20 protein-coding genes are annotated in these 21,762 nt (G+C 45.5%); 5 read left to right on the top strand and 15 right to left on the bottom strand.

Going from position 1 to position 21,762, the window contains the following annotated elements:
- Window positions 1-421 precede the first annotated feature (421 nt).
- Window positions 422-2,416, top strand: coding sequence for a vWA domain-containing protein (locus HNQ47_RS08675; protein ID WP_183329006.1), 1,995 nt, complete (start codon window positions 422-424; stop codon window positions 2,414-2,416).
- Between the two features lie 52 nt (window positions 2,417-2,468).
- Entirely contained in the window at window positions 2,469-2,582 is a 114-nt protein-coding gene (locus tag HNQ47_RS10170; protein WP_425486193.1) for a WxxxWxxW domain-containing protein, read from the top strand.
- Between the two features lie 96 nt (window positions 2,583-2,678).
- Here the strand turns inward: HNQ47_RS10170 and HNQ47_RS08670 are convergent, their stop codons facing one another.
- Window positions 2,679-3,335 carry a flavodoxin family protein gene (locus HNQ47_RS08670; protein ID WP_183329005.1) on the bottom strand — a complete coding sequence of 219 codons (657 nt, stop codon included), beginning with the start codon at window positions 3,333-3,335 and terminating at the stop codon, window positions 2,679-2,681.
- 1,185 nt (window positions 3,336-4,520) lie between these two features.
- The gene (locus HNQ47_RS08665; protein WP_221248088.1) at window positions 4,521-6,041 is read right to left on the bottom strand and encodes a hypothetical protein; all 1,521 of its coding nucleotides are present in this window, start codon (window positions 6,039-6,041) and stop codon (window positions 4,521-4,523) included.
- Between the two features lie 194 nt (window positions 6,042-6,235).
- Here HNQ47_RS08665 and HNQ47_RS08660 point away from each other — a divergent pair, with 194 nt between their 5' ends.
- The gene (locus tag HNQ47_RS08660; RefSeq protein WP_183329003.1) at window positions 6,236-7,138 is read left to right on the top strand and encodes a DegV family protein; all 903 of its coding nucleotides are present in this window, start codon (window positions 6,236-6,238) and stop codon (window positions 7,136-7,138) included.
- Window positions 7,139-7,171: 33 nt separating this feature from the next.
- Here the strand turns inward: HNQ47_RS08660 and HNQ47_RS08655 are convergent, their stop codons facing one another.
- Window positions 7,172-8,026, bottom strand: a complete 855-nt coding sequence (locus tag HNQ47_RS08655; RefSeq protein WP_183329002.1) for a DegV family protein — start codon at window positions 8,024-8,026, stop codon at window positions 7,172-7,174.
- 110 nt (window positions 8,027-8,136) lie between these two features.
- Here HNQ47_RS08655 and HNQ47_RS08650 point away from each other — a divergent pair, with 110 nt between their 5' ends.
- Window positions 8,137-8,703, top strand: a complete 567-nt coding sequence (locus tag HNQ47_RS08650; protein WP_183329001.1) for a DUF1836 domain-containing protein — start codon at window positions 8,137-8,139, stop codon at window positions 8,701-8,703.
- Here HNQ47_RS08650 and HNQ47_RS08645 read toward each other — a convergent pair.
- Together HNQ47_RS08645 and HNQ47_RS08640 are read right to left on the bottom strand one after the other, a co-directional pair.
- Window positions 8,685-9,437, bottom strand: a complete 753-nt coding sequence (locus HNQ47_RS08645; protein WP_425486192.1) for a type 1 glutamine amidotransferase — start codon at window positions 9,435-9,437, stop codon at window positions 8,685-8,687. The genes HNQ47_RS08650 and HNQ47_RS08645 overlap by 19 nt on opposite strands.
- Window positions 9,434-10,750, bottom strand: coding sequence for a Mur ligase family protein (locus HNQ47_RS08640; RefSeq protein WP_183329000.1), 1,317 nt, complete (start codon window positions 10,748-10,750; stop codon window positions 9,434-9,436). The genes HNQ47_RS08645 and HNQ47_RS08640 overlap by 4 nt, the downstream gene beginning before the upstream one ends.
- A 115-nt stretch (window positions 10,751-10,865) precedes the next feature.
- On the opposite strand from HNQ47_RS08640, the gene purB reads away from it, so the two are divergent.
- A complete protein-coding gene (purB, locus tag HNQ47_RS08635; protein ID WP_183328999.1) occupies window positions 10,866-12,296 on the top strand; it encodes an adenylosuccinate lyase in 1,431 nt (476 codons plus the stop codon).
- 21 nt (window positions 12,297-12,317) lie between these two features.
- Here purB and HNQ47_RS08630 read toward each other — a convergent pair whose 3' ends face one another.
- Genes HNQ47_RS08630 through xseB form a run of 10 tightly spaced genes read right to left on the bottom strand, consistent with a single transcriptional unit; the run spans window position 12,318 to window position 21,762 of the window.
- Window positions 12,318-12,926, bottom strand: coding sequence for a M48 family metallopeptidase (locus tag HNQ47_RS08630; RefSeq protein ID WP_183328998.1), 609 nt, complete (start codon window positions 12,924-12,926; stop codon window positions 12,318-12,320).
- Window positions 12,923-13,756 (bottom strand): Mrp/NBP35 family ATP-binding protein, encoded by an 834-nt coding sequence (locus HNQ47_RS08625; protein ID WP_183328997.1) that lies wholly within the window; start codon window positions 13,754-13,756, stop codon window positions 12,923-12,925. The genes HNQ47_RS08630 and HNQ47_RS08625 overlap by 4 nt, the downstream gene beginning before the upstream one ends.
- Window positions 13,756-14,658, bottom strand: coding sequence for a tyrosine-type recombinase/integrase (locus HNQ47_RS08620; RefSeq protein ID WP_183328996.1), 903 nt, complete (start codon window positions 14,656-14,658; stop codon window positions 13,756-13,758). The genes HNQ47_RS08625 and HNQ47_RS08620 overlap by 1 nt, the downstream gene beginning before the upstream one ends.
- 12 nt (window positions 14,659-14,670) lie before the next feature.
- A complete protein-coding gene (locus HNQ47_RS08615) occupies window positions 14,671-15,333 on the bottom strand; it encodes a tRNA1(Val) (adenine(37)-N6)-methyltransferase (protein ID WP_183328995.1) in 663 nt (220 codons plus the stop codon).
- The gene (gene dinB, locus HNQ47_RS08610) at window positions 15,326-16,495 is read right to left on the bottom strand and encodes a DNA polymerase IV (protein ID WP_183328994.1); all 1,170 of its coding nucleotides are present in this window, start codon (window positions 16,493-16,495) and stop codon (window positions 15,326-15,328) included. Before dinB ends, HNQ47_RS08615 begins: the two co-directional genes overlap by 8 nt.
- Complete coding sequence (recN, locus tag HNQ47_RS08605; protein WP_183328993.1) at window positions 16,488-18,128, bottom strand: DNA repair protein RecN; 1,641 nt, start codon at window positions 18,126-18,128, stop codon at window positions 16,488-16,490. The genes dinB and recN overlap by 8 nt, the downstream gene beginning before the upstream one ends.
- Before the next feature lie 4 nt (window positions 18,129-18,132).
- Complete coding sequence (locus HNQ47_RS08600) at window positions 18,133-18,858, bottom strand: TlyA family RNA methyltransferase (protein WP_183328992.1); 726 nt, start codon at window positions 18,856-18,858, stop codon at window positions 18,133-18,135.
- Complete coding sequence (gene dxs, locus HNQ47_RS08595) at window positions 18,851-20,704, bottom strand: 1-deoxy-D-xylulose-5-phosphate synthase (RefSeq protein ID WP_183328991.1); 1,854 nt, start codon at window positions 20,702-20,704, stop codon at window positions 18,851-18,853. Before dxs ends, HNQ47_RS08600 begins: the two co-directional genes overlap by 8 nt.
- A gap of 13 nt (window positions 20,705-20,717) precedes the next feature.
- Window positions 20,718-21,560: a polyprenyl synthetase family protein gene (locus HNQ47_RS08590; RefSeq protein WP_183328990.1), complete on the bottom strand. Its 843-nt coding sequence runs from the start codon at window positions 21,558-21,560 to the stop codon at window positions 20,718-20,720.
- Window positions 21,544-21,762 carry an exodeoxyribonuclease VII small subunit gene (gene xseB / locus HNQ47_RS08585; protein WP_183328989.1) on the bottom strand — a complete coding sequence of 73 codons (219 nt, stop codon included), beginning with the start codon at window positions 21,760-21,762 and terminating at the stop codon, window positions 21,544-21,546. The genes HNQ47_RS08590 and xseB overlap by 17 nt, the downstream gene beginning before the upstream one ends.

Raw genomic sequence — 21,762 nt, 5'->3', positions numbered from 1 at the left:
TTTCGGCTGATACTTCTAAACCACCACTTAATTCTGTCCTGACATTCTTCATTGACGCATAGGCGTACAGGTTCAGCGTGATACTGATGTTCGAGTGTCCCATACGTATGATCCAGAATATGGAGCGTTCATCGATCAACGACCGTGTCTATACGTTGGAAGAAGTATAAGATCTTTACATTGAGTAATGTCATCATTGCCTGGAAAGTAAACCTCAGATGACCAAGGGCGGCATCCAGATCGTCTATGCGATGGATTTCCTCATGGCACAAGCGTTGTAGAAATGGAAGTTTTTTATTGATTTACTAAAAATACAATAATAATAAGAAATTTGCTATAAAAATAAAATATAGGACATATAACTACTAATATTATTAATAATATATTATGATACTTGTGAGAGATGAAGGGAGGTGAACAAATGCAACAATCACGCAAGAAAACGCTTTTCATTATAGCTGTTTTCCTGGGCGTATTTTTTTGTCTGTGGCTTGCGCAGACATCCATACAGGCAGAAGAAACAGATAGCGTTCAGGAAGTGACGAGCACTGTGGAAACATCTGTACAATCAACAGAAACGGATACTGTTCAGGAAGAAACGAGTACTACAGAGACTTCCTCGCAAACAGAAGAAACCGATCCGGTCCAGGAAGAAGCAGGGACCGTGGAAGAAGACGGCACACTGGTCATCGATGAAAATAATACGGATAAATCCAAGACAGCAACGGATCTTGATGAAAACAAAGAAACCGAAGTGACCTTGGAAATACCTTCTGGCGAAATGTATCGAGCCGATGTCGTACTGGTCATGGATAAAAGTGCGGGTTCTGATATCGATAATATCGAAGCCCAATCCAAAGCTTTGCTAGATAGTTTTATGGCAAAAGTCGAAACGGGCAATTATTCGATCAAATTAGGCGTTGTGGTATTTGACGGATTAGCACACGATGCGTATTCCCTGTCACAAGGCTTGGGCGATGTTGTTACCGGCTTGGTTGATGTGAATGCGGATACATACGACAGCTTACTGGAAGCGATCCTGTACAATTTTAATGTGTTTAACTCGTATTTTGTCGGCGGAAGCAATACCGAGACAGCCATCCGTCTGGCCAACCGTATGCTGGCGGCCGATACACAGACGCCGGACCAAAATAAAAATCTGACCCTACTATCTGATTTAGAATCGTATATTTATTCCGGACCGATCACGATCAACGGCGAAACTTATGAGATGGTCCCTGTCAGCAAGACCGATGGCCAAACTACTCAGGCCGTTCTGGCGCTTGATTCAAGTTATGATAGCTGGGCCGATCTGCTTAGTGACTGGCAGTCCGGAGCGATCCAGAGCCGTGATGATTTCAATACCAATTGTTTTGTTCGTTGGGGAACTTTCGGATACTCGTGGAGACATTTTTGGAACAATATTTATCCGGGCGGTATGCCGGCAGAGCTGGCAGGTATTACCGAAAGTGATTTTCAGGACTTGATGGATACTGAATGGGCCATTATACAGACCGCCGGAGACAACTATGTGAACGGCAACGATATTTCACTGCTCATGACCTATGAGGCATTGAAAGAAAGCTATGAACGCGGATATAAAATTATGGTGTTCTCGACAAGTCATGACGGAACAGACGGCGAGGATTACAACTGGAATCAATATCTTAAGAATAAGCCGATGGATTTCCTTGAACAGATCCAGAACGATTTTAACGCACATATTTACGGCCGTACTTCGACCGATTCGGATATCGACAACTGGGGAACGACCATAGGTGAAAGTTTCGACGACATCAACTACAATATCGAATATTTATTCGAAGAAGCAGAACTGACCGACTATATCGGAGACGACTTTGATTTGGTCGAAACAGCTGGTACCTGCCCGTTCACGCTGAAGATCGGCAGTCAGACGCTGACACCAATATCACTTGGCAGCGATGTCTGGGCATTCGGCAGTCTGATCGAAAAAGACGGCGAACAGATGTATCAATACGTGCTGACCTATGGCCGTTCAGAAGAAATGTTCGTGCTGCAGATCAATGTCCCGGTAAAAGTGTCGGATCCGCTGCGCCTGTCCTATCGGCTGCTGCTGACGGCAGACGAGACCGGAGACTATCCGACCAATAAATTAGCTTCATTGAAATATACGACAGAATGGAACGAATCATTCCGTGAATATTTTGAAGTGCCATACGTACACTACGAAAAAGAAGTACCGCAGGAAGAAGAAACAACACCATCGAACGATGAATCAGAATCACAGCCGGCTGAAAAAGCTGTGCAGACGGCAGCAGCCGTTTCTCAGCAGAAAAGCGGTGTGCAGACTTCCGTAAATGGATTTACGGCTTTTTGGATGATCATCGCACTGGCAGCCTTCGGCGGTATCGTATGTATGAAAAAAGAAAGGTAAAAACCTTTGTGGCGCTGAATTCCTATTATCAAATTCTGAAAAGAAAAATTGGATAATAGCAATTGTTGTTATCGTTTATTTAACAGTAAGCATTCTCTTTGATTTGTGGGCTTTTTCTTGGATTATCTGGGTTGTCTATGCAATTTATAGATTTATCGTGAAATAGATAGATCCTAGTTTAAGAATGAACGGATAATGGATTATTTAATATTAAGTGAAAAAAATCAAAACGACAGGCAATAAAATACCTGTCGTTTTTTGATCAACGTAAGTTATCGTTTCGTTTGATGAAATTCGTTACCGCTTCGCTCTCCGCTTTTGGAAGTGCAATGCCGGATTCTTTTGCGGCAGCAGATGCCTGCATCATCCAGATCATATTTCTTGCGAGATTTCTTACAACTTGCAGTCCTTCTTCATCTTGAACTGCATCATCTGCAGTAAGGCCGTGCACATTGTTCCAATAAGTAGAAGTAACGATCGGCATTTGTGCAATACCAAAATACTTATTGATGACATCGTAGGAAGTAGATGTTCCGCCGCGGCGGGCCGTTACCACTGCAGCGCCTGGTTTAAATTGAAAGGCATCATAGACTTCGTCTTTTCCATTGCTGTAAAAAACACGGTCAAGGAAGGAAAGCAGCCTGCCGCTTGGGTGTGCAAAATAGGTCGGAGATGCAAATACAAAACCATCGGCATTATAGGCTTTTTCGACAAAATCATTCACTCCGTCATCTTTAAAAACACATTTGCCGGTCTTCTGACAGACATTGCATTGTAAACAATCGGCAATCGGCTTTCCGCCAAGTTGGATCACTTCTGTTTCCACACCAGCTTCCTCAAATACTTTGATCATTTCATTTAAAGCTCTCATTGTAGTGCCAGCCGGATGGCTGCTGCCATTAACGAGTAGTACTTTCATAAGGTATCCTCCTTTTATTTGATTCGTTTTCATTATCATAAAATGAAAAGATAAAAATGGGAAGAACGCACTATTTTGTTAGATACTATCCAAAAGGAAAGTATAAGCATGAATAATCAACAGGAAGCCATCGTATATAGTCGTTGATACTTTGACTGAATGAACAGCATCAAATAAAAACGGGATAATGATTGATGCTTATATTAATATTCCTAGTAAAATCATATACAACTGATAACTGAAGTAAGCTACCCAAGAGGAAAGGGGACACAAAACACAGACGGCTTCAGCAGCATATAAAGCAAGTGAAAGAGCAGAACGAGGCTATTTATTTTTGTCATAAACTTTTTTCATCACAATTTCAATGTATAATACGCTCAGATAATCATCAATAATAAATACAGACGCTTAAAAGCAATGTCGTAAGCATGGTTCTTTTTTTGGAGCGACAGTATTTAGAGAATAATTCCGCCTCAAGCATGGTAGCTTTGATCCGATGGCAGATCGAGAGCGATTTCCAATTATAGAGCAACAAACAGGGAATATCCTTTAAATTCGGGGGTATTCGCCTATATTGACACTTTCGTGTATTAGCATTACTTCGCATAATATATATTATGTTATTTTTTAGAACATTGCATTTTATACGAATCGATAACGATTCTACGCATGTTTTCTTTATTTTCTGAATATTTAGGTATCCTCTCTTTAATAAAATCTATTGAATGACACTTTTCTTTAATGATGATTTGTTTATTTCATTAAATTTCATCTGATCATTCTTTTCTATTAATAAGTACCTATAAAACTTCAAAATAAATTAAATGATCGATTGATCGATCCTCTCATTTGCATCGAAACTCTTTTTTACGATCGACTATACAGCTCGATGCAAATTTGAATCTGCTTTTTTTCATGATTTTACTGATCTTTAAAGATACGCAAACAATTCATTCTTTATTGAAATCAGTCTTGTTAACGTATATTTAGTTTAGATATTATTGCTGCAGACGAACGGATGATCATCCGTTTAATTTTGATTTCATGAGTAACTACGTAGACTATTTATTCACACGACAGATTTTTCTCATATTTAAAAAACAATTTTCCCTGTCCTGTTCCTATATATTTAAGTATCTTAAATATAAATCATAGAAAAGCCTCGATTTTCATCGAGGCCATTCTTTAAAATTTTGTATCCGTATCGTAATAGGAATCGAAATCCGAACGATCGATCGTATCTGAAGAGATTTCATTGGTTTTACTTGTATTGACCTTTGTTGAGTAAGAACCCGTTACTGTCACTGTGATATCACTATCCCCTTTGATCTTTGTCTTACCATTAACAACGATCGTTACATCTTTACCTTCGGAATCAACGATTTTCGCACCGTTTTCCACATTCAGATTTGAAACGGTACTATCTTTCGTTACGACCCAGGTAGAGTCCTCATCGACATTCATCGTGATATTCGAATCCTTGGCATCCGTATTTGTGGCATTTTCTGTAATGCTTGCGGCACCAATATATTTCGAATCATTGATCACATAGAAATCCAAGGAACTGATGGAATCCACGGAAATATTTCCTTTCAGCGTATCATTTGTTGCGGTAAATGTGACCGTACCGCCGTTGGAACCTGCTGTACCCCAATTATTGGAATCATTTCCTTCGATCTGCAGCAAATTGGCTTTTGAAGAATCGAATTTCAGCTTTGTTTTTGATAGAACGATATTTGCTGTTGTATTTGTGACATAAAACATTGAGCCAGATTCGATGTCACTGGATAATGTGGAATTCGATGCATAGAATGACGCTGTATCACCGGTCGTAGATTCTGCATCGCCCGATGTCGACTGATAGAGAATCACACCATTGGCCACAGGATCGCTGCCGGTTGTTGATGTATTCGTTGATTTTAAATTGGAATTCTTTATATAGATGGTATTCAATCCTTCCATGCCCGCAATCTGTGAACCAGAAGCCGTACCGGTCACATTTTCAACTTCAATATCTCCAGTCGAGTAAAGCAGCGGAGATCCGGATCCGGATGTTTTCAGCTTACTATTTGTCACCGAAATATTCCCGCCGCCGCGGTCAGTTGCCAAGGCAGCACTGTGATCGCCCTTTGTAGAGATATTTAATTTATTGCCAATGATCGTACCGCCGTATGTAGCATCCAAACCGCGTGAATTATCCGCTGCGGTCTGAATGGTATCGGAATTGGCATAGATCAATGCTTCATCTGTCGCAAACAACGCGTTCGATCCGGCACTGTCTGCCGTCAGCTTGCTGCCGGAAATATATGCTTTGGAACCATCACCGACACTCAGTAAGATTGAATTGACGCCATAGAAATTACAATTATCGCCGTCTGTATCATCCCCGGACTTGGTCAATGTTCCTTTTTTTATCGCCAATGTACCGCCGTTTTCAGCTAAAGCCGCATTGACATCCGCTTGATCGGAAGAAATCGTATCATTGCTGCTTTTGGTTTTTTCTCCGTCCGCTGTTAAAGAGGCACTGTAACTGCCTGTATAGTCATAAGACATTGTATCTGCACCGCCGCCCGCCTGACTGGGTGCCTGATCCTGCCCCTGGGAAGATGGTTCCGCCTGCGTATCTTGCGCATAAATCGGTGCGGAAGCCATGCTCAAAGACAGCATCGCTGCCGTCATCATTTGGACCCATTTTTTTTGATTCATTTTCATTCATCTCCTGTCTCATTTACTATACGTTTTATTCCTGAAACAGAGCTGAATTTTCTTCTTAAATCTGTTATGCAAAAACCGATTCATGTATAAAAACAAGACTCATCTTATCTTATTACATAATAAATCAACTTGCATAATGTCCTTAAACTTTATAAAATGATTGAAGGATGTAAAGGAAGTGTACTATGGGCAACAAAACTGAAAACTTTGTGATCATGACCGATGACAGTTGCGGTATTCCATTGGAAGAAGCAAAAAAACTCGGAATTGAAATTATTTCTATTCCTTTTTATATAGATGGAAAATTATACCATGAAGGAATCGATATCACCGCAAAAGAATTCTTTGAACGCATGGAAGATCATCCGGATATGCATTTTTCCACCTCCATGCCGACACCAGGCGATATCTTAAATGAATGGAAACGTCTGTTGAAAACCTATGATGCTATATTATACATGCCGATCTCCAGCGGTTTGTCAAATTCTACACAGACTGCGGAATCCTTGGCACAGGATTTTGAAGGCAAAGTTCAAGTAGTTGATAACCAACGGATCTCTGTTCCTCTGCGTCAGGCGATCCTGGATGCGATCCACTTGAAAAATGCCGGCAAAACAGCAAAGGAAACCAAAGAGATCCTATTGGAACAAAAACACGACAACACGATCTACTTAATGGTTGATACGCTGGAATTCTTAAAACGCGGCGGCCGAGTCACGCCGGCAGCTGCATTGCTCGGGGGCTTTCTGCGCATTAAGCCAGTCCTGCAGATCCAAGGTGAAAAGCTCGATGCGTTTGCGAAAGCACGCAGTGTAAAATCTGCGAAAAAGACCATGCTGGAAGCACTGCGCAAGGACCTGGATACTCGTTTCAAAGAGTACGAGGCCAAAGGTCAGATGCAGCTGATGGTTTCTTATACCCACCAGGATCAATCCATCATCGATAGTTGGATCCATGAAGTAGAACAAGCCTTCCCAGGACACACGGTCATGCATGATCCGCTGCCTTTATTTATCTCCTGCCATACAGGTCCAGGCGTATTAGGAATCGGTGCAGCACGCATCGTACAACCAGAAGATTATGAATAAAAAAAGAATGCAAGATCGATCGATCCTGCATTTTTATTTTTCGATAATTTTAATTGTCTGAAAAGCCAGGCAGCCCGGACCGCCTTGAACAATAAAAGAAGGACACAGCGGCATGACAACGATCTTTACGGATGCGCCAAACCGACGGCAGATACTTTGTGCCGCCTTGGCCGCCAGCTCTTCATTCTGGGCATGCGCCAGACAAAACGTATATGTCGAATCGACGCCCCGCTTTTCAAAATGATCCATCATCATTCCGAATGCACGCTTATAGGTTCGTGCAATCGCATATTTTTCCAGACGTTTTGCATCATCGGTCCGGCGGATGATCGGAATCAACTTTAACAAACCGCCTAAGAACGCCGAGGCATTATTTGTTCGGCCGCCTCTGAGCAAGAACTGGAAATCAATTGGGATCATGAATGAATCATCGGTTGCGATCGATTTCTCCAACATGGTCATGATTTCTTCTTTCGATCTTCCTGCCTGTGCCATTTGATTCGCATGGGCAACCAGAATATGTTCCGGCACACACAATGTCTTCGAATTGAATACCGTCACCATCTCCGGATGATCGCAGCTTTCTCTGGCAATCAAAGCAGACTGATACGTGCCGCTCAGACCGTCGGCCATCGTAATATCGATCACTTCGTTTCCCTGTTCAGTGATTTCATTGTATATATCGACTTTTTCGCCAATTGACGGCTGTGATGTGCTCGGTACTTTACCTTCATTGATTTTCTTTAATAACTGGACATCTGTAATTTCTTCGTAATCTCGGTAGCTCTGATGATCAATGGTAACCATCAAAGGGACGGCATACATGCCGCTGTCCGCTGCCTGCTGGCGAGAATAGTGGCTTGCTGAATCTGTAACAATTTTAACCATAGAAGCACCTCATATTTTATTTTAGTTTACCAAAATATTTTTCAATGTCAATATAAACTAGTTTTAAAAACCATATTGAAAAGAGATGAAAATTATGTTAATTTTAAAGCATGAGCAAAGAAGAAATCAAAAAACAATTGTGTGCCTATTCCTGTCCAAAATGGGAAGCATTGCCGGATTTTGACGTATACATGGATCAAGTCATTTATTTTATCAACGATCGATTGGCCCCTTTATATTTTAACGAAAGCGATAAAATCATCACATCCAACATGGTCAATAACTATGTAAAAAACAGCATCGTCGATCCGCCGATCAAAAAACACTACAAACAATACCACATGGCCTTTTTAATTGCGGTGTGCATCCTGAAACGATGCTACTCGCTGGACGAGATCACACAGCTGATCAAAATTGTCCGTGAGACCGAAAGATCCATGCATATCCCGGAACTCTACGATTCTTTCAGCACTTGTTTTGATACCTATCTGCATGCGATCATGTCCGATCAGAACGCATCGGAAATGATCCAGCCGGAAAATGATACAAAAGAACATCACCTTATGGTCAATGTGATCAAAACTGTGGTTTATAAAATGTATTCCGAACTGGACATTCTCGCCTACAAAGAGAAAAAAGCAAAAGAAAAGGCAGCCGTTCAGTCTGCCTCAATGTGAAAACGCTCAAATAAAGCTTTTCTTGCCCCCTGATCAAATGGATTGGTCAGGGGTTTTAAATCTTTATAGGTAAAGTCTGGATGTCGTTTCTGCAGTGCTTTCATGATCACAAAATCCGCTACATCCGGATTCTTCGGCAGCAGCGGACCATGCAGATAAGTCCCCAGCATCCTGCCGTCGTAATACCCTTCATAACCGGCACCAAACGCATTGCCCTCACCGACCAGTACTTTTCCTAGTGGATGTGCAACGTTCAATGTCTGACCGCCATGATTCTCGAATCCGACGATCTTGGTGTGAAGATCCTCTAATTGAGCATCCAAGATGATGTTGCCGATACAGCGGCTTCCCGCTTTGCCGGTTTCCGTATAATAATCGTTGAAACATAGACCGTCGATCCTGGAGCCGTCTGCCGCAGTATAATATTGTCCAAACAACTGATAGCCGCCGCAGATCAGCAGCACAAAAGTCTTTTCATCCAATGCTTTTTTTATATTTTCACGCCGGCTGCGCAGATCCGGGATCAAACTGATTTGTTCCTTGTCGGCACCGCCGCCCAAAAACATCAAATCAAAATCCGATAGTTCTTTATTTTCTCCGATCCCGCAGGTCTCCAGTTCAAACTCTATACCACGGTCTTCGCACCGTTTCTGCAGCGTCAGGATATTGCCTTTATCGCCGTAAAGATCCATGATGTCATGATACATCCAACACACTTTCATTTTCATTGTCATAACCCCATCTCCTTCACGATGATATTTCTTGTCGGCAGCAGTGCTGTATACGTAGCCACTACATATACCCGATCACATTCTTTCATCGCCAGATCCACAGCTTCCGTCACATTGTTTTTCACGGCGATTTTTCCTTGATAACCGCCGTAATACATGCGCAGCGCCATATCATACGCCCGAAGACCCGTACAGACCACCGCTTTTGTGGTATCTTTCATCAGCTTCTCAAAGAACGTATCATAGATCCAGCTGACATCGGTGCCGTCCTGTTCACGGTCATTCAAAACGATACAGACAGATTTTGGCCGTTCATCCCGCTCAATGACCTTCATGACTTCGTTGGCACCGGTTGGATTCTTGACCAGATTCAAAATTACGGTCCTGCCGTCTTTTTCAAATCGCTCATTCCGGCCTTTTGGCTGCGGAGCATGCGCAAAGACAGCGCGGGCAGCCGATTCTTTCATTCGATAAAAAGCTGAGACCGCAAGCACGGCTGCACAGTTATACATCGAATACATTCCTTCATACGGCGAGCGATAAAGCTTGTCCTTATAGCGGAATGTTTCGGTTTCCAAATCGATGTCGGTCAGTTCCACATCCATGGGAGGCGTCTGAAAATCACACTTTGAACAATGAAATTTGCCGATGTGGCTGTACTGATAATAATCGTAAACCAAGCGGGCGCCGCATTTCGGACAGAATTTTCCTTCACTGGCTTCATTGGTCGAAGCAACAGAATATTTATTTTTTGCCAAGCCAAAATACAGGCAGTCCGCCTGCGGGGCTTTCAGCGACAGACGCACGACATTGGGATCGTTGGCATTCAATACCAACGTTCCGTTGAAATTTGGCAGTACGCCCTCGATTGAATCAATCAGTTGTTCCATCTCCCGGGCCCGATCCAGCTGATCGCGGAAAAAGTTATTCACGACCAACAACTGTACCGGCAGTTTCGGCAGCACATGCCGTACATTCAATTCATCGACTTCCAGCACCACCGCATCGGCTTTGATCCGGCCTGACAGCGTACTGTGGGACAGCAACGTGGTCGCGATCCCTTCCCGCAGATTGTCCCCGCGCCGGTTGGAAATCACATGATAGCCGTCCTGTTCCATTAGGTCAGTGATCATATTGGCTGTACTGGTTTTCCCGTTGGTCCCCGTCACGAGGATCACCGGACCGTTGATCCGTAATTTACTGAATATATCGGAATCCAGCTTCAGCCCGATCGAACCCGGCAAGGAACCGCCCCGTCCGATCCGGTGAAGCAAAGATGCACTTACTTTTGTTGCGAAGATAGAAATTCCCTTCATCCCGAACACTCCTCTTAGTTTTCAATATGTTTTATTTTACCACGCCTGAAGAAATATTCCATCCTAATTGTCAATCCTGCCGCGTTTCTTATATAATATCAGCAGGAGGCATAAAATGAACGAATATTATCAATCCCCGTTATCTCAACGATACGCATCCAAGGAGATGCAGGCGTTGTTTTCCAACGATAAAAAATTCCGTACCTGGCGCCGTCTCTGGATCGCGCTGGCACAAGCTGAACAAGAACTCGGCTTGGATATCACCGATGAACAAATTGACGAAATGATCGCGCACAAAGACGACATCAATTACGATGTTGCGCAGGCGCGTGAAAAAGTCGTCCGTCATGATGTCATGAGCCATGTCTATGCATACGGCGTCCAATGTCCGAAAGCCAAAGGCATCATTCACTTGGGCGCAACATCCTGCTACGTCGGTGACAACACTGATCTGATCATCATGCACGAAGCCTTGGAACTGGTACAGAAAAAAGTGATCAACGTCCTGGCACAATTAAAAGATTTTGCGCTGGAATATAAAGACATGCCATGTCTGGCGTTTACTCATTTCCAGCCGGCACAGCCGACCACCATCGGCAAACGGGCCAGTTTGTGGGCACAGGATCTGTATCTTGATTATCTGGAAATTGAACATCTGCTGAAAAACAAACGGCTGTTAGGCTGCAAAGGCACTACCGGCACACAAGCCAGTTTCATGGAACTGTTCAACGGAGATACCGACAAGGTCAAAGCCTTAGATCAGAAGATCTGCGAAAAAATGGGCTATGAACATTATTTTCCGGTCAGCGGTCAGACATATACAAGAAAGTATGATACGCAAGTGTTATCAGCACTGGTCGGTATCGCGCAGAGCGCATCGAAATTCAGCAACGATATCCGCATGCTGCAGCATATGAAAGAAGTCGAAGAGCCGTTTGAAAAGACACAGATCGGTTCAAGCGCCATGGCGTACAAACGCAATCCAATGCGCTCGGAACGTATGGATTCCCTGGCCCGCTATGTGATCTGCGACAGCCTGAATCCGGCAATTACTGCTAGTACGCAATGGTTTGAACGTACGCTGGACGACAGTGCAAATAAACGCATCAGCATTGCTGAAGCCTTCCTGGCCATCGATGGTATTCTTGATTTGTATTTGAATATCTCATCCGGATTGGTGGTCTATCCGAAAGTCGTGGAAGCCGATCTGCAGAAAGAACTGCCGTTCATGGCAACCGAAAACATATTGATGGATGCCGTCAAAGCCGGCGGAGACCGCCAGGAACTGCATGAAGCGATCCGTCAGCACTCGATGGCCGCGGGAAATGTCGTGAAAAAAGAAGGCAGACCAAATGATTTGATCGACCGCATTGCCGCAGATCCAAGGTTTGGAATGACCAAGGAACAGATCGAAGCGATCATGAAACCGATCAACTTTGTCGGCCGCTCCGTGCAGCAGACCGAAGAGTTCTTCGCTGACTATATCGATCCGATCCTGGAAGCACACAAGAAAGATCTGGGCGTAAAAGCAGAAATTAATGTATAAAAAAGGGCTTATGCCCTTTTTTTATACCCTTGGAATCCGGATCCGTTTAACGGATGCCATCGCCTGTTTGTAATCCGGCAGCCATTTACTGATTTCCTGATAGAATCGCTGTGAATGTCCAAGTACTTTTAAATGGCACAGCTCATGTACGATGACAGCATCAATGCCTTCCGGATCACACAATGCTAAATAACCATTGAGGCGGATCAGTCGTTTCGCCGGTTGACAGCTGCCCCACTTGGACGTATAAAATCCAAATTTCAGCGTCAGATCCGCATAGCCCATGCGATCCTGCCAATCGGCAAACCGCTTACGGAGATAGGCTTCTGACTTTTCGAGGATCAAAGCCTGCAGGGCTTTTTGATCCGAGAGATGGAGCCGATGACCATCCACATACGTTTTGTCATCCCGAATGACCGTGTACGTTTCCTGTAAAATATTCAGCTCATCTCCGGTCTGCAGCGGGCGGTTTTTCTCCAGCTGTAAAGCGATCCAATCCGACCGTGAATGTACAAAAGCTTCAATTTCCTGATCTGAAACAAAAGCCGGGGCCGTTACGACAACTTCCCCGTCTTTTACTCGTAAATACATTCGTTTATTTCGGCGTTTGCGAATGACCGTTACGTTCATTGATTCAGATCCTGGACCACCTGGTCTGCAATATCATCGATAAACTGCAATGTCTTTTCCTGCTGTTCCAGATTATACGTATCATACGCATGAATATCGCGGATCAGATCGACCATTGGCAGTGTGCCGTAGCATTTGATCTTGGTATCATCAAAGAATGCATCCAGCTCTTCGTCATTGTAGAAGTTGATCTTCTCATGACAGTGCGGACATTCCAGATACGCCATATTTTCGATCACGCCCAGGACCGGAATATTCATTTTCTCGCACATATGTACGGCTTTGGCAACGATCATCGAAACCATCGGCTGCGGCGTAGAAACCATGATCACACCGCTGACCGGCAGCGACTGCATCACGGTCAAAGCAACATCACCGGTTCCCGGCGGCATATCCACCAGCAGTACATCCAGATTGCCCCACAAAACATCGGTATAAAACTGTTTCACAACATTACCGATGATCGGACCGCGCCAGATGACCGGCGTGCTTTCCGTCTCCATCATAAAGTTCAAAGAAATCAATTTGATGCCGTCAACCACGATCGGCAGAATTTCGTTTTCTGCCGTTCCCATGGCATGCTCATTCTGTGCATCCATCAAACGCGGAATGCTCGGACCAGTGATGTCCGCGTCCATAATTCCGACTTTCTTTCCCTGTTTTGCCAAAGATTTCGCCAGCATCACCGTCATCGTTGATTTACCGACACCGCCTTTGCCGCTCATCACGGCTACGATCTTGGCAATGTGATTTTTGGGATTGGTGACGATCTGACAAGATGCAGCATCTTTATTGCAGTTTCCCTCATTCGGGCATCCTTCACACGACATTATGCGTCCTCCTTTTTATTAAAACTTTGAAAAAAATCATCATACGCCTGACGCAGCCGCTCATCCTGGACATGCGTATAAATCTGGGTCGTCTGTATATCCCGGTGACCGAGCAGTTCCTGGACCACACGGATATCTGCCTGTCCGGCCAGCAGCTGAGTCGCAAAACTATGCCGGAAACTATGTGCAGAAATCGCCGGATTGAGATGTAAAGCGTTGATTTTTTTCTTGATCAGCACATGAATATACTGGCGCGTACAGACATGACCCAGTTGATTGATGAAAAAATTGGGCAGCTTGTTTTTATCCCACTGCGGCCGGATCACATCCAGATACAGCTGCATCTGCTGAACACAAGGTTCAGCAATCGGGATCATCCGTTCCTTGCCGCCCTTGCCTTTGACTTTCATCATTCCCTGCGACAGATGTACTTGATTCAGCTGCAGGCCGCACAATTCACTGACACGCAGCCCGCAGGCATACAACGTTTCCAGAATGGTTTTCTGATAGACTTCTTTGTCGCTGCTGCCAAAAGAGCTTAACATTTTTGTCACATCCTCGTAGGAAAAATAGACCGGCAGATGACGTGATTTTGCGATGCCGCGGATCACTTTGGACGGATCATCAATTTCCGGATGATTCAGTGAAGTGAACCGATGAAAAGAATGCAGCGCTGAAAGTATGCGATTGACGCTTGCCGCTGCATGATTTTCCGCATACGCATTTAAAAACGCATCCACATCAGCAGTCGTTACTGATTCCATTTTGTCAATGTGATGCGCTGATAAATATTGGGTATAGGCATTCAGATCACGCCGATAAGCTTGGGATGTCTGCTTGCTTTTGTTTTCGATCACGGTGATGTTCATTATATAATCATCGACCGCTTCCGATATATTCATAACATTATTCTACTATCCCAATCGATCTAAATCAATTGGTTTGCCAACGGTACAGTTGCAGGTTCCTTCTTTAACTGCCTCAAACAAAACCGATTTAGCCATTTGATGATGATAAGCGATCTGCATGGTCTTCAGCTGAAAACGATGCGCATATAATAATTTCAGAATATCGTTCAGACGCTCCGGCCGATGAATAAAATAAAAACGTCCATTGCTTTTCAGCAGCCGGGATGCATGAAAGATCAATTCCTGCAAGGTCAGGTTCTTTTCGATTCGTCCCATTTGCCGCAGATCCATCTTCGTTTCCGGATGCGTCTCACTCAGCGTAAAATACGGCGGATTGCTGACGATCACATCCACCGGATCGATCTGCACATCCTGAATACGGGCATTGAGGATCGTGCAGGGATGCCGGAAAAACGTGTCGGCATTCAGCTGCGCCAGTTCACATGCTTCCGGAATGATCTCTACGCCGTAACTCTTTTCGATCGGAAAGGTATCCAAATAACGTAAAATCGCACCGTTGTTCGTGCCGATATCGAGCACGACATCATCCCGTCGGACATGAGCAAACTGCGCAAGCAGCTTTGAATCGGTGTTAAAACGAAAATGCTCCCGATTTTGATAAATCGGCAGATCCCGATCGATGAAATAATCCAATTCTAGGTTACTCATGCCCTTCTCCCTTCAGCAAGTCACTGGCTTTCATCAAATGAATCCCGTCGATGCGTTTATTCAGCTGTGTCACGATGTCACCGGTATCTTCTACCGGCTTTTCAAATAATGAAGGCTGTACGATCACTTTTTCGGCATACTTCAAAGATCCGATATGGACACCGACGTAACGATAGCCGATCGGCTCAAAATTTTCTTCCAGTAAATTCATCAGCGCCTGGTACAGTACCGGATAGGCATCGATATAGTTCGAAAATGTCGTTGAACGAACGATAGTATGAAATTCCGTATCCCGCAGCGAGAGCGATACCATTTTACCCATCTGATGCTCCTGATGCATCTTGTTTACAACTTCCCGGCACAATTCCTGTACTTTCCGGCCGGTCTCTTCCAGAGTCGTTAAATCGTAATCATAAGTACGGCTCGCCGAGATGCTTTTACGAGTCGTTGAAACATCCAGTCGGTCGGTGCTTCGGCCGCGGACTTTGCGGATCAACTGATAGCCATTTTTCTTCAGTTTACCGATGATCAGCTGTTCATTGTCCGGATCGGCAAAATCCCCGATGGTTTCGATCCCTTCTTTGCGCAGCAGCGCCGCGCTCTTTTTACCTAAACCATGGATCGATTCGATCGGCAGCGGCCATAATTTCTGTTTCAGCTCACTGCGCCGCAGTACCGTGATCCCCATAGGTTTGCGCATATCACTGGCCATTTTCGCCAGAAATTTTGTCGGTGCCACGCCAATAGAAACATGAAGCCCCAATGTTTCCAACAAGCCGTTCTGGATCTGATATGCCAGGTCCAGCGGCCGATGATAATGACGGATCGTCTCAGTCACATCCATGTATCCCTCATCGATGCTGGCTGGCTCAATATAGGGCGTAAATTTCTTTAAATAGGCGAAAAAGCGGGCACTCAGCGCCCGATAATAAGCAAAATCGGCCGGGACGATCACAAGGTCAGGGCAGAGCTTTTTGGCTTCGTACATTGGCTGTGCGCTGTGCACACCATATTCACGCGCCTTGTAGTTGGCGGTCGAAACGACACCGCGCCGGCTGTTTGATCCGACCGCGACCGGCTTGCCATGCAAAGCCGGCTTGCGCATTTCTTCAGCTGAAGCAAAGAAAGCATTGATGTCGACATGAAAGATGACTCTAGCCATTTTTCACCCTCGCTTTCAGTTCCCGGGCCGCTTTGATACCGATGGCACTGGCCTTGCCGGAAGACATGATCGCTAATTCTTCCAGACTTTCCGATTCATCCAGCCGATGGACTTCCGTAACGGTTGAACGATCGCTGCTCGATTTTTCCACTTTGAAATGCGTATCCGCCCATGCTGCGATACTGGCCAAATGCGTGATGCATAAAACCTGGTACGATCGAGACAGCTGTTTCATTTTCTGCCCCATCGCAAATGCGACCTTGCCGCTGACCCCTGTATCAATTTCATCAAAAATGATCGTCTGCACACCGCTCTCGGACTGGAACACCACTTTCAGCGCCAACATCAGCCGCGATAATTCACCGCCTGATGCACTTTCCTTCAGCGGCGAAAAATCCTGCCCTGGATTCATAGAAACAACAAATTCCAGATCATCGATGCCATCGGCAGAAGCCGGTTTTTCCGTTCGCCGGATCGCAAAACGGGCATGCTCCAACATAATATCATGACAATGATGTTCCACTGCCGTCTGCAGTTCCGCAAAGCGGGCCTGCCGCTTCTGGGAAAGTTCGCCGGCGAGCTTTTTGTATTCCGCTTCCGCCTGTGCCAATTCCTTTTTCACTTTCCGAAGAACATCATCCCGATGAATGATCGCATCGATTTTCTGTAGATAGGCTTCCTTCTGCGCCATCATCGCCTCGTAGCTGCCCCCGTTTTTTCGGATCAGCGAACGAATCAAATAGCGCCGTTCCTGGAGTGCATTCAGATCCTGCGCTTCATTCTGGAAACTTTCCATTTTTTCTTTCAGCTGCTCGATCATTTCTTGTACATCGTAATACAAATCGTTCAGTTTCTCTGCTTCTGATTCAGTGATTTCACTCTTTTCCAGTTCTTTTGCGGCATCAAATAACTGATCGGAAACATTTCCTTCTCCTTCCAGACGATACAGCGCATCCCTGATCTGCTCAGAATTCTTTTCCGCTTCCGTGATCGTACGGATCTTTTCATCCAGCTCTTCCGCTTCCTGTTCCCCGATCTCAGCATCCACGATTTCATTGTACCGTGTATTGATATAATCCAATTCATCATCGGACAAGGTCTCGTTTTCCAACTGACGGAGATGGTCCTGCACAGAACGAAGACGTTGATAAGCCGCCTGCACCTGCCGGCGCAGTTCCTGCGTCTGACAATACTGATCCAGTAAATTCAGCTGAACATCCGGCCGCATCAGCTGATAGGTATCCATCTGAGAATGAACATCAATGCAGCGCGCGGTCAACGAACGGACAAAAGCTAAAGTTGTGATCTGCTGATTGACGCGGATCGTCGATTTCTGATTATCGGTGATCGTCCGCTGAATGATCAAATGCTCATCAGCTTCGAATCCATTCTCTTCCAGATATTCCCGTAGAGACGGATCCTCACAACTGATGACCATTTGGATCACAGCTTTTTTCGCACCTTTTCGCACCACATTGGAAGTGATCCGGCGGCCGCTGACATATCCGATCGCATCGATCAACAAGCTCTTGCCGGCTCCGGTTTCACCGGTGATCGCCGTCATTCCGTCGGTAAAATCAACAACGGCATATTTAAACAAGATATAATCTCGGACCATCAATTGTTCAATCATCAGATCACCTCAAATCTTCGGCATACAATACAAATTCCTGATTGCCGCCGCGTCCTTCGATTGGCGAAGGAATCACCTCGACAATGCGATACTTCGTTAAGACTTCTCTTTTTATTTCATTGACAATTTTCATCTGCAGTTTTTTATCTTTCAGGACGCCGTGTTTATTCAAAGCTGCCGGTCCACATTCAACCTGCGGTTTGATCAGCACCGCCAGATGCGGCACCGGCAGTACTTGAAACAAATGCGACAAGATCGTCCGGCAGGAAATAAAGCTCACATCCATGCAGATGAAATCGATTGGCTCCTCAAACCAGTCCGGCTGAATATCCCGGGCGTTGCGCCCTTCCATTTTGACCACGGCCGGATCTTGATCCAACCGAGCATCCAGCTGCAAATGCCCGACATCCAGTGCGTACACCTTTCTGGCACCGTGCCGCAGGCAGACATCCGTAAATCCGCCGGTACTGGCTCCGATATCTAGTACGATTTGATCGTCCACCGAAACCGAAAACCGGTCGAAAATAATTTTCAGTTTATAACCGCCGCGCGAAACGAATTCCTTTTCTCTCGGCTGAATCTCGATGGTATCCTCTTCACTGACCGCAAAGCTGTTTTTCTTGATCGTGCACCCGTTGACTTTCACGCGACCTTCCTGGATCGCATCCTGCGCTTTGGCACGGGAAGCAAGCTGTCTGCTGCAGACAATATCCAGCCGCTCTTTATACATCCTGCTCCAGTTCCTCAAACAAATCTTCCAGGCCGATGTGTTCCTGGATCCGCAAAGAGCGCACCGAACCTTGTTCGACAAAATGATCATCAATACCGAATGTCTGAAACTGCGGTGCAACACGGTTTCGGTATTCAAGAATGGCTGTGCTCAGTGACCCGATACGGCAGTCGGTCTCAAACACATGGATCGGCAGACCGGTTTCATACAATTCATCGATCATCGTACCATCGACCGGTTTAAAGAACCGGGCATTGACGACGATCAGATCCATATTGTTCGTTTTCGCTTTGGCAATCACATGGTCAACATCCGGCCCATATGTGATGACGATCGATTTCGGATGCGTACCGACCGTCGTTTTGGTCCAGCTGCCAATTTCGATATCCTGCAGATCAGTCACTTCCTCGTATTTTACGTTGCCCCGCGGATAACGGATACAGAATGGTTTACCTGATCGAAACGCCGTATAGAGCAGATTCTGTGCCTCTGCGGCATCCTGCGGCTGTGAGAGGATCAGATTCGGAATGCTGCGCAGCATGGCGATATCAAAGACACCTTGATGTGTATCACCGTCCTGCCCGACCAGGCCTGCCCGGTCAATGCCGATGACGACCGGCAGTTTCATCCGGCCGATATCATGATTCATCTGATCGTATGCCCGTTGCAGAAACGTTGAATAGACGCTCACGAACGGATGCAGACCGCCCAGCGCCATCGCCCCGGCCATCGTGACGGTGTGCTGCTCGGCAATGCCGCAGTCAAAGAACCGGTCTGGATATGCTTTACTGAATTCCAGCAGTTTCGAACCTTGTGCCATGGCTGGTGTTAAAACAACCAGCTTCTTGTCTTTTTTGGCAAAGCGCATCAAAGTCCGGCTGATGACTTCGGACCAGGTCAAATGATCATACGGCAGTTTCATGAGCGGTTCGCCGGTTTTTACGTCAAACGGTGAAACGCCGTGCCATTTGCCGGTTTGATCCTGTTCAGCATACGGATAGCCTTTCCCTTTTCGGGTCAGAACATGCACGACGATCGGTCCGTCATGCTCTTTGGCCGTTTCCAAAACATTGATCAATTCATTTAAATTATGACCGTCGACCGGACCAATATAATCCAGATTAAATTCCCGGAACAACGGCGCATCAATCACCCCATCTTTGATATGATCCTTGACCTTGGTCACTTGTTTTAAGACATTCTGACCCATTTTATTATTCTTTAAATTGGATTTCATGCCTTGTTTCGTACTGCGGTAAACCTTGCTGGCACGCAGCGCAGTGATCCGTTCTTCAAAGCCGGCATGATTGCGGGAAATCGACATATTGTTGTCGTTGAAAATAATGATCAGCTTCTTTTGCTTCGAGCCAATATCATTCAATGCTTCCATCGCCATACCGCCAGTCAGTGAACCATCGCCGATCAAAGCCACAACTTCATAGTTCTGTTTCAGCAAGTCCCGTGCGGTCGCAAAACCCAGTGCAGCGCTCAAGGAAGTCGATGAATGACCGGCTTCCCAGCAGTCATACGGACTTTCATGCATCCGCTGATAACCGGATAAGCCGTTGCGCTGCCGCAGCAGCGGAAACATCTGGGCCCTTCCAGTTAGGATCTTGTGCGTATAGCACTGATGGCCGACGTCAAAGATCAGTTTATCTTTCGGCGCATTGAAAACATAATGCATCGCCAGCGTCAGTTCTACGACACCGAGATTGCTGGAAAGATGTCCGCCGGTCCGCGCGATCGATTCGATCAAAAACGTGCGGATCTGATCTGCCAGATTTTCCAGCTGGCGGACATTCATCGATTTGATGTCTTTCGGAGATTGAATATCCGTTACGCGCATAGGCACCTTCCTTTCAATATGTCCGGTTAGTCAAAAAAGCGATCCATTCTTTCAAGGCCCGGCCGTCGCTGTGCAAGGAATCAATAGCTGTATTGATTTCCTGTTCCAGATCGGCTACGGTCTGCTTGGCTTTTTCCAGCCCTAACAGGGACACGGCTGTCATTTTATTGTTTTCGGCATCACTGGTGCTTTTTCCTAATGCTTCACTGCTTTGTGTCACATCTAAAATATCATCAAGCACTTGGAACTGAATGCCGATATCATAACCGATCGTTTTCATGGTTTCCTGATCTTCCCTATGATCTGTCAGAATGGCTGCAGATAACAGCGGCAGCGTCAGCAGCTTTGCGGTCTTATACTGATCAATTGTATATAGTTTTTCAATGGTCGGCTGAGGATCCGCTTCCGCTTTCAGATCCAGTTCTTGTCCGTATACCATGCCGTTGGCGCCGGCATGATCACTGAAGGCAGCGACCAACTCCGGCACTTTCTCTTTCGGTGATTCGCAGAGGACCCGGAAGGCCAATGTCAGCAGGCCGTCACCGGCCAGGATCGCAGTTGCTTCATCAAAGGCCACATGACAGCTTGGTTTCCCGCGCCGCAGATCATCATCATCCATGGCCGGCAGGTCATCATGGATCAATGAATAGGTCTGGATCATTTCAAGGGCCGCTGCGGCCGGCAGACCGACAGCAGGATCGGCACCATAGTCCTGCAGGGCCGCAAACAACAGCTGCGGACGCACGCGTTTGCCGCCGGCAAATAAAGAATAGCTCATGGCTGCGTTGACTCGTCCCTGAATATTTTCATCCATTTTAGCTTTTAGATACGCCTCAAATTCATTTTTCAGGATCATCGGCCTCACCGTTCTCTTTCATCAAATCATTCATTTTCTTTTCAAATTCTGTCAGCTGTTTTTCACAGCGGGCGGACAGCTTCATGCCTTCGGTAAATAAATCCATTGCTTTTTCCAGTTCCAGATCGCCGGCATTCAGCTGCGTCACGATTTCATCCAATCGTTTCATTGCTTCCTGAAATGTATATTCTTTTTCTTCCAT

The sequence above is a fragment of the Catenisphaera adipataccumulans genome, assembly GCF_014202755.1.
In the GTDB taxonomy this organism is placed as follows: domain Bacteria; phylum Bacillota_I; class Bacilli_A; order Erysipelotrichales; family Erysipelotrichaceae; genus Catenisphaera; species Catenisphaera adipataccumulans.
Note: the sequence above shows the minus strand (reverse complement) of the source record. Positions and strands in the feature narration are given on the sequence as shown.

Excerpts from the sequence above, each read along its gene's own strand:
- HNQ47_RS08675 (WP_183329006.1), top strand. The coding sequence starts at position 422 with ATGCAACAATCACGCAAGAAAACGCTTTTCATTATAGCTGTTTTCCTG.
- HNQ47_RS08670 (WP_183329005.1), bottom strand. The coding sequence starts at position 3,335 with ATGAAAGTACTACTCGTTAATGGCAGCAGCCATCCGGCTGGCACTACA.
- HNQ47_RS08665 (WP_221248088.1), bottom strand. The coding sequence starts at position 6,041 with ATGAATCAAAAAAAATGGGTCCAAATGATGACGGCAGCGATGCTGTCT.
- HNQ47_RS08660 (WP_183329003.1), top strand. The coding sequence starts at position 6,236 with ATGGGCAACAAAACTGAAAACTTTGTGATCATGACCGATGACAGTTGC.
- HNQ47_RS08655 (WP_183329002.1), bottom strand. The coding sequence starts at position 8,026 with ATGGTTAAAATTGTTACAGATTCAGCAAGCCACTATTCTCGCCAGCAG.
- HNQ47_RS08650 (WP_183329001.1), top strand. The coding sequence starts at position 8,137 with ATGAGCAAAGAAGAAATCAAAAAACAATTGTGTGCCTATTCCTGTCCA.
- HNQ47_RS08645 (WP_425486192.1), bottom strand. The coding sequence starts at position 9,437 with ATGACAATGAAAATGAAAGTGTGTTGGATGTATCATGACATCATGGAT.
- HNQ47_RS08640 (WP_183329000.1), bottom strand. The coding sequence starts at position 10,750 with ATGAAGGGAATTTCTATCTTCGCAACAAAAGTAAGTGCATCTTTGCTT.
- purB (WP_183328999.1), top strand. The coding sequence starts at position 10,866 with ATGAACGAATATTATCAATCCCCGTTATCTCAACGATACGCATCCAAG.
- HNQ47_RS08630 (WP_183328998.1), bottom strand. The coding sequence starts at position 12,926 with ATGAACGTAACGGTCATTCGCAAACGCCGAAATAAACGAATGTATTTA.
- HNQ47_RS08625 (WP_183328997.1), bottom strand. The coding sequence starts at position 13,756 with ATGTCGTGTGAAGGATGCCCGAATGAGGGAAACTGCAATAAAGATGCT.
- HNQ47_RS08620 (WP_183328996.1), bottom strand. The coding sequence starts at position 14,658 with ATGAATATATCGGAAGCGGTCGATGATTATATAATGAACATCACCGTG.
- HNQ47_RS08615 (WP_183328995.1), bottom strand. The coding sequence starts at position 15,333 with ATGAGTAACCTAGAATTGGATTATTTCATCGATCGGGATCTGCCGATT.
- dinB (WP_183328994.1), bottom strand. The coding sequence starts at position 16,495 with ATGGCTAGAGTCATCTTTCATGTCGACATCAATGCTTTCTTTGCTTCA.
- recN (WP_183328993.1), bottom strand. The coding sequence starts at position 18,128 with ATGATTGAACAATTGATGGTCCGAGATTATATCTTGTTTAAATATGCC.
- HNQ47_RS08600 (WP_183328992.1), bottom strand. The coding sequence starts at position 18,858 with ATGTATAAAGAGCGGCTGGATATTGTCTGCAGCAGACAGCTTGCTTCC.
- dxs (WP_183328991.1), bottom strand. The coding sequence starts at position 20,704 with ATGCGCGTAACGGATATTCAATCTCCGAAAGACATCAAATCGATGAAT.
- HNQ47_RS08590 (WP_183328990.1), bottom strand. The coding sequence starts at position 21,560 with ATGATCCTGAAAAATGAATTTGAGGCGTATCTAAAAGCTAAAATGGAT.
- xseB (WP_183328989.1), bottom strand. The coding sequence starts at position 21,762 with ATGGAAGAAAAAGAATATACATTTCAGGAAGCAATGAAACGATTGGAT.